This is a genomic window from Vicinamibacteria bacterium (genome assembly GCA_035620555.1).
GTDB lineage: Bacteria > Acidobacteriota > Vicinamibacteria > Marinacidobacterales > SMYC01 > DASPGQ01.
The window spans coordinates 1-5,994 of the sequence record DASPGQ010000746.1 but is presented as its reverse complement, the minus strand read 5'-3'; the positions used below and the strand labels follow the sequence as shown (position 1 = coordinate 5,994).

Annotated in this window: 4 protein-coding genes; 2 read left to right on the top strand and 2 right to left on the bottom strand. The window is 62.0% G+C overall.

All coding sequences use genetic code 11. The annotated features are described in order from the left end of the window. Positions 1-1,319, bottom strand: a 1,319-nt coding sequence (locus VEK15_29880) for a hypothetical protein (GenBank protein ID HXV64945.1), incomplete at its 3' end; no start/stop codon positions are given. Between the two features lie 488 nt (positions 1,320-1,807). Between VEK15_29880 and VEK15_29875 the strand changes: the two genes are divergently transcribed. Further along, on the top strand, positions 1,808-4,096 hold the full coding sequence (locus tag VEK15_29875) for a DUF5916 domain-containing protein (protein ID HXV64944.1): 2,289 nt from the start codon (positions 1,808-1,810) through the stop codon (positions 4,094-4,096). Between the two features lie 52 nt (positions 4,097-4,148). Continuing rightward, complete coding sequence (locus tag VEK15_29870; protein ID HXV64943.1) at positions 4,149-4,967, top strand: phosphatase PAP2 family protein; 819 nt, start codon at positions 4,149-4,151, stop codon at positions 4,965-4,967. A gap of 7 nt (positions 4,968-4,974) precedes the next feature. Here VEK15_29870 and VEK15_29865 read toward each other — a convergent pair. Further along, the coding region (locus VEK15_29865) for an ATP-binding cassette domain-containing protein (protein HXV64942.1) at positions 4,975-5,994 on the bottom strand (1,020 nt) is incomplete at its 5' end.

Sequence of the window (5,994 nt, the reverse complement as noted above, 5' to 3'; positions counted from 1 at the left end):
CCCGCGTTGGGGCTAACCTCCTTGCGCGCGAGGAAAGCCGGCTTCGCTCTCCCGTCCAGAACTCCGTCCATGTCGACGAAGAGCACCGAGCCCGATTGTCTTCGCTCGTTCGCGCTCCGCTCGATGTTGATCGCGGCGATGGTCCTTCCCCCTCGGTCCAGGATCACGGTGTTGTTGGGATCTACTCGAGGAATATTGTCATGATAGGCCGGCGGCGGGCTTCCTTTCTGAGCTTGGCATGCATCGGCCGCGCCGACCCCTGTGCCATCGAGCAGGCTCGGGTCGATGTCGAAGATGCAGAAAGTGAGGGGCTCGGGGACCTGGGTGGCTCCTCTTCGTAAATCGATGACAGAGATACCTTGCAGGGTGTGGGTACTCGCCTCGTTGGCCGTGACCGCGAACGTCCCATCCGGGCTCACGCTGAGCCCGTCGGGCTCCACACCGACCAGCCTCCCGCGCTCGTTCTTGAAGCCGAAAGGCAGGTGTACGACGCCTTCCAGGGAAAGAGCCCCGACTTCCTCGGGGGCTCGTGGCGAGCCGCCTCCGCTCGCGCGCGCCTCGATCAGTCTTTCGAGGTTGACTAGGGCTATGGAGGACTGTTCCTGGAGAGAGACGAGAGCGAGCCTCCCATCGGCGCTGAAAGCGACGGACTCGGGCTCGATGTCATCCCTTTCGAGTCGGGCTTCCTCACCGTCGAAGTAGGGAAGCATCGCCTCCCTGTCGACGACGGCCGCGAGGACGACATTGGAGGCGGCCTCGGAGGTGTCGTAGATCTCGATGGCGGCGCCTTTCTCGACCGCAACCACGAGCAGCCTGTCGTCCGGTGAAAGGCCAATCCCGTCGGCGCGGGCCTTCAAGTCGATCTTCTGTCCGACCTGTCCATCTCGCATCACGAGGAGGCAATTGACGTGATTCACATCGTCTTCGCGAATGTTGACGACAAAAAAGGACCCGTCGGAAGCCACGGCCACGTCGGTGATCTCTCCCCCGCCCAAGTCGGTCGCCATCGATTCGACGAAGGGCGTATCCGAACCGGTGTCGTGGCGAACGACCGCGACGCTCGAAACGAATGCGTCGCTCTTCCCTCGCGGAGCGTCCACGGGGCACGCGATATGTACGAACCGACCGTCGGGCGTCGCGTCGAGGGTCGTGCACTCGGACGGGCTCACGACGAATCGCGCCGCCTCGCTGATCGCGATGCCTTCGAGCACGACTTCGGTAGCCGCGCTCCTCGATTCCGGAGGAGGGGTGCTGCAGGCGAACCATCCCAAACAGGCGGCCACCATCGTCCGGGACCTGCCGTCGTACTTTGTATCCATGACTCCTACTCCCACACCTTTTTGGCAATCTCACGAACGGTCGAGTCGGTATCGACGTGTGGCGGGCAGGGACGCCTCGCAGCCTCGAGAACCGCGCTCGAGGCCGACGCTCACATCCTCGAGGAATCATAGAGTCGGTCCCATCGACGATCAAGAACAAAGCGTACGCCACCTGGCGTCGGCGTGACGCTCCATCGGTTTTTACGCCCTCGTTACTTGCTCGTTTCCTTCCGGTAACCACGCCCGCATCCGAATTTGCGACTATCCGTTCGTGATGCGTCGGTCTCGAGATTTCAAGACGGAGTCTCAGCGGGGGTATTCCCCGACAACTGAACTGTCGGCCTTCCCCCACGCACGAAGAGAGTCGCGGGACAAATGCGCCGGCGAGTAATATTCCACTTGTCAGAACGAGTATCGCGGATTACACTTGACATTCCTCAGCCGTGGCCCAACCTCGTCTCGAGGTAGTAGCGTATCTTGGGGGGCATATGCAGCGTCGGAACTACTTCTTCTCTATTTTTGTACCTCTTGCCTTCTTTTTGACGTTCGTCACTCAAGCGTTTGCACAGTCTGGCGAGGAGCCCGAAGAGCCCGCCGCCGAGGAGGCATCCCAACAGGAAGAAGAAGCGGAAGAGCCCATCGAGCGACCCCGGCTCCGGGTCGGTTTCATCGCCAGAGAAGACGTTCAGTTGGATGGCGTGCTGTCCGAGCCTGCCTGGGCGACGGCTGAGTCCAGCGAGAATCTGGTCGTGGTCGAGCCCGAGGAAGGCGGGGAGCCGGCGGGAGAGACCATCATCCGGGTTCTGGGCAATCCCGACGAGCTGATCATCGGCGTCGCCTGCCACGATCCCAATCCCGCGGGCATTGTCGCCTTTTCCAAAGCGAGAGACGACGAGCTCGACAACGAGGATCACATCACCATCGTCCTGGATACGTTTCTCGATAATCGCACTGGCTACGTGTTTGCCATCAATCCCAATGCTGCCCGCTTCGATGGTCTGGTGATTTCCCAGGGCGAAGACGTGAACAGCGATTGGGATGCCGTCTGGGAAGCGAAGACTACCCGAGACGAAGAAGGTTGGACGGCGGAGATCCGTATTCCCATCAAGAGCATCGGTTATCGAAAAGGGCTCATCAACTGGGGCTTCAACCTCGAACGGCGGGTGCAGCGTCTGCAGGAGACCAGCCGCTGGTCCGGCGCCAGCCAGGATTACGAGGTCGCGCAAACGAGCCGTGCCGGACTCCTGACCGAGCTTCCGGACTTCGACTTCGGCTGGGGCTTGAGCATTCGTCCCGCCATTACCGGGGGCGCCTCCAAAGAATCTCCCGACGCGGATCGGGAGCTCACCGGCGACCCGAGCCTCGACGTGACTCAGAGACTCGGTCCCAATCTTCTGTCGTCGGTAACGGTCAACACGGATTTTGCCGAGACCGAAGTGGACGCCCGTCAAACCAACTTGACGCGATTCGAGATTGAGTTCCCGGAGAAGCGGACGTTCTTCCTCGAGGGGTCGGATATCTTTCAATTCGGCTGGGGCCTGGACGAAACCATGGTACCTTTTTACAGCCGTCGCATCGGCCTCCTGTTCGAAGAGGGAGAAGGGGGGGGCGACGGCCTCCAGATCCCGATCGACGTCGGCGGCAAAGTGAACGGCCGGGTGGGCAATACCAACGTCGGCGCGCTCGTGGTGCGGACGCGCAACGTGTCGGGTCTCGACCTCGGGGAGGCGACCATGGGCTCGGTACGCATCCGGCAGAACATCCTGGCGGAATCTTCCGTCGGCATGATCGCCACCGCGGGAGATCAAATCGGCCGGACCGGGAGTTGGTTGACGGGAGCGGACTTTCGTTACCAGACGTCGGAATTCCGCGGAGAGAAGAATCTCATCGCCAGCTTTTTCGGGGCGACTACCAACCGTGAGGATTTCGAGGAGCGCAAAAACGCCTACGGGTTCTCCGTCGACTACCCCAACGACTTGCTGGATATGTCGATCACCTCCACCCGTCTCGACGACGGCTTCGACCCCTCGCTCGGTTTCGTGCCTCGAAGCGGCGTGCATATCTGGGAAGGGGGTGTGGATTTCGCTCCCCGGCCCAACTGGGCACTCGTGCGGCAGATGTTCCACGAGGCGTCGTTCTATCTCGTCAACGATCTGGAGAATCAATGGGAGAGCTACCACGTGGGTATCGTTCCGGTGAACTGGCTCCTCGAGAGCGGCGACAGCTTCGAGGTCGGCTGGTCGCCCGAAGGGGACCGGCCCGACGAGGATTTCGAGCTCTTCGAGAGCGAGGAAAAAGTCGTGACCGTCGAAGCGGGCTCCTACACCTGGAACCGTTACCACGTTGCCGGAGCTCTGGCGGACAAGCGCCGGGTGAGCGGTGAGCTCCGATACGCGTTCGGTCAATTCTACGGGGGCGATCTCGAGTCATTCATAGGAACGCTCTTTCTGAACTGGCCTCTCATCTCGGTGGAGCTCGGAGCCGAGCGCAACATCGGTTCGCTTCCGGATGGAGACTTCACGCAAAACTTGTACAGCGGCCGGTTCGCGGTCAAGGTATCCGCGGATCTGAATTTCAGCAGCTTCATCCAGTACGACAACGAGAGCGAGTCGCTGGGAACGAACACCCGGATGCGCTGGACGTTCGATCCCCTCGGGGATCTGTTCGTCGTCTACAACCACAACCTCCAGCGCTCGCTCAGCGACCCGATGACCCGGATCTGGGAATACGATTCCAACGAGCTGCTGGTGAAGCTCCAGTACACCTGGCGGAACTAGATCCGAGCTCCGTTCAGATTCGAGAAACGTTGAAAGGGGCAACCGATCTCCAGTGGGAACAGCAACTCTAGGCCTACGGTTCGGCGGGGTCTTTTTGTTCCTGAGCGTCTGCGTCTCGGCCGACGACGAAGCCCGGGATTCGACTCTCGGTGCTCGAGCGGCGACCGCGAGCCCGCAGGAAGCGACTCCGGAGCGCCCCGAGCCCTCACCCAACTTCTTTCGTCAGATCGGTAGAGATTTCGGGGACGTCTTTACGAAAAAAGACAATCTTTTCGTCCTCGCCGGGGGCGGCGGCGCGAGTCTTGCCGCCAGTACCCTCGACGATGAGATCGCGAACGGCAGCTTCAACTCCGAGATCAACGGAGGGACGGGACTCGACAACGCCTTCGAGGCGGGCGAGATCCTGGGTGGCGCTCTCGTTCAAGTTGGCGGCGCCGCTGCAATCTGGGGTGTGGGGAAGCTCGCGTCGAGCCCAGGGGCCGAGACGCTCGGCCGCGAGCTCGTGCGCGCGCAGATCGTCACCCAGTCGCTCACGTTCGGCCTCAAAGTGGCCGTATCACGCGAGCGACCCGACGGATCCAATCAGCGATCGTTTCCATCGGGCCACGCGTCCGGGACTTTCGCGACGGCGACGGTGCTCCATCGACGCTACGGATGGAAAGTCGGCGTTCCCGCCTATGCGGTGGCGGGCTACGTGGGTGCTTCCCGCCTGAACGAGGGAGCCCATTACCTCAGTGACGTCGTCTTCGGGGCGACGGTCGGGATCCTGGTGGGTCGGTCGTTGTCGCTCGAGATCGCCGATTCGCGAATCGAGATCGGCCCGATGGCGACCCCCGGTGGTTTTGGAGTCCAGGCGCGGCTAGTTCGCTGATAAGCCGCTAGCCTGGAACCTTCTCCGAGACTTCCTCCCACTCCTTCTCGAGCGCCACGAGCTCCCGTTTGAGTTTTTCGTGGGTCGAGACGATGGGCTCGGAGGCGATCGGGTCGTCGTAGAAACCGGGAACGCTCATTCGAGCCTCGAGACTCTCGATTCCGATCTCGGTCTCGGCGATCCGCTTCTCGAGCTCCTCCACTCGCTCCTGGAGCGCCCGGGTTTTGTTCTTCGACAGCGTACCCGCGGGCAGATTCGGCGGTGCCGCTTCGACCGGCTCGTCCTCTTCTTCGAGCTCGAAGCGAGGAAGCTCGGGGGCCGGCTCGGGCTCGAGCGCGCGTGCCTTGGCACGCAGAAAGTCCGGATAGCCGCCCCAGTGAAGCTCGATCCCGCCATTGCCAACCTCGGCAACTTTCGTGGCGAGCTGGTCGAGAAAGTAGCGATCATGTGAGACGAAGACGAGCGTGCCCTGGTAAGCCTTGAGGGCGTCGAGGAGGATTTCCTTCGAGTCGAGGTCGAGATGGTTGGTCGGCTCGTCGAGGAGCAGGACATTCGCGGGTCTGAGCAGGAGCCGAGCGAGCGCGAGACGACTCTTCTCGCCTCCCGAGAGCACCTTGACCCGTTTGTCGACGTCGTCGCCCTGGAAGAGAAACGCACCCAGGATGTTCCGAAGCTTGGGCACCATGTCGATGGGTGCGCCCTCGGCCAGGTTCTCGAGGACCGTACGGTTCGGGTCGAGATCGTATCGATCCTGGCTGAAATGAGCGCGCTCGACGTTGTGTCCGGGTTTCACCGCCCCAGAGTCCGGCGGCTCCACTCCCGAGAGAAGCCTCATGAGCGTGGACTTGCCCACCCCATTGGGGCCCACGAGCGCGAGCCGCTCTCCGCGCTCGACGACGAGCGACGCGTCGGCGAACACACGGTTGCCTCCGTAACTCTTGTAGATGTTCTCGAGCTCGATCACGACTCGGCCCGAGCGAGGCGGCTCGGGCAGCCGGAGTCGCATGAGCTTGCGTTCGGGAGGGAC

Bases quoted from the DNA above. Each gene is read 5' to 3' on its own strand.
- VEK15_29875 (HXV64944.1), top strand. From the start codon at position 1,808: ATGCAGCGTCGGAACTACTTCTTCTCTATTTTTGTACCTCTTGCCTTC.